Raw genomic sequence first — 1,614 nt, forward strand, 5'->3', positions numbered from 1 at the left:
CTTGAGGTGGCAGCGCAGCGCGCGGGCCGCCTCCTCGCGGCGCGCGCCGCTACACCCCAACAGCAGCACCGCCGCGCGCGCCAGGCGGTACTGCGCGCCCGGCGCGTCGGCGTCCTTCGCGGTCAGTGGCGCCCCCAGCGACGACACCGGCCACTTCGCGCAAAGCTGGTCGAGGATGCCATCGGGCACCATGAGTGTTTTCCACAGCTGCTCGGGCAAGGCCTTCTCGACCGCGATTGGCACTTCCCGGCGCGCCGTCACCGGATCCGGGACCAGCAGCCACAGGTTGCCGCCGAGGTAGCGCACGCCCACCAGCCAGGTAAAAAAACCTCGCAGGACCATCACCGCATAGCGCTGCGATTCCGCCTGGAGCACGCCCGCGAAGGGGCGCCAGCGTGCCGACGTGCGCGGCACCTTGGGGCCGATCCGGTTGTGCCAGGAAATCCTTGTAGCGCTCGCAATCGTCGGCGTCCACGTTGGACAGCGCGGTGCGGCGCACGCCCACGCACCAGAGCAGGAAGCGCTCCAACTCCTTCTGGTAGGAACGTGCGGTCTTGTCCCGGTCGCGGAACCGGTACAGGTAGGCGTGGATGGCCTCGAGGTCATGGCGCGCGGCAATGAGGCAAAAGCCCGGCGCCCGGTTGCGGCCCGCACTACCGTCGAGCGCCGCCACGATCCGCCCGACCTGCTCCAGTGGCACCAGGATGCGCTCGGCGTCCGAGCCCAGCTCCACCGATGCCGTCTGAGGCGTGTCGTCGACCACCGCCAGCGGGCCGAGTGTGGCCGCATGGGTCTGCAGCCAGCGCTCGATCGCACGCGCCTTGCCGGCACCCAGCCGCGGCACGGGCAGGTACCAGCGCCGGCCCCGCAGCGCAATATAGGCGTGCAACTGGGCCAGCGTCAGGATGTGCTCGTGCCGCAGCGCCCGGAACACGATCGGGCGCAGCCAGGCCGACACCGGATCGTCCGGTTGCGGTGCCGAGAAATCCTGGTCGGCGGCGCGCACCAGGTAGTCGGTGGCCAGCGATTGAAGCGGCGCGAGTCCGCCAGGCTGACCGACAGATACGGATTGCTGAGACAGACGCGCTCGACCAGGTGGTCGCGCAGGGCGTCGAGCCGGGCTTCGAGTTGCGCCGCCGTCTCGATGCCGGCGGCGTGCAGCGCATCTTCGTCATAGACGCGCGTCAGGATCTGCTCGGTCGGGATGCGGTTGACGCCGTGAAATCGGCGCGCGTGTAACGGGGGGTGTCGGCAGCGACGAGGTTATGTTGGGCCATGGCAGGTCGAGATCGGCGAGTGCCGTATCTTACCTGATAATATTGCATCGACCCATATCCCGGAGGGCGGGACGAGGCCGCTTGTCGGGGGAGAGCAGGACCCATGCGACCGGTGACGGACCGGGGACGCCAAGGTGGCAGACCCGCCATTTTCGGCTACACTGTTGGCGTCGGCGCAGATCTGTTGCCGCCGATAAGCGGTCGCTACGCCGCTCCTGCCAGCCTCCTGGCGCCGGTTCCGCCACCTCCGCCGTCCCCAATTTCCCCAAGTGCAGCCTGCTAAACCCCCTATATTGTGGAAAAATTCAAACCTGATAATGTCGCCTATCAGGTAAGT

1 protein-coding gene and 2 pseudogenes are annotated in these 1,614 nt (G+C 67.9%); 1 reads left to right on the forward strand and 2 read right to left on the reverse strand.

Annotation, left to right across the window (positions count from 1 at the left end):
* Together A3A5_RS45000 and A3A5_RS45755 are read right to left on the reverse strand one after the other, a co-directional pair.
* Positions 1 to 414: pseudogene (locus A3A5_RS45000) on the reverse strand (integrase); the annotation flags it as partial.
* 415 nt (positions 415 to 829) lie between these two features.
* Positions 830 to 1,006 (reverse strand): annotated as a pseudogene (locus tag A3A5_RS45755) (phage integrase family protein); the annotation flags it as partial.
* Positions 1,007 to 1,095: 89 nt separating this feature from the next.
* Between A3A5_RS45755 and A3A5_RS45010 the strand changes: the two are divergent.
* Complete coding sequence (locus A3A5_RS45010) at positions 1,096 to 1,239, forward strand: hypothetical protein (RefSeq protein ID WP_232431411.1); 144 nt, start codon at positions 1,096 to 1,098, stop codon at positions 1,237 to 1,239.
* Positions 1,240 to 1,614 lie beyond the last annotated feature (375 nt).

The sequence above is a fragment of the Cupriavidus sp. UYPR2.512 genome, from assembly GCF_000379565.1.
Classification (GTDB): domain Bacteria; phylum Pseudomonadota; class Gammaproteobacteria; order Burkholderiales; family Burkholderiaceae; genus Cupriavidus.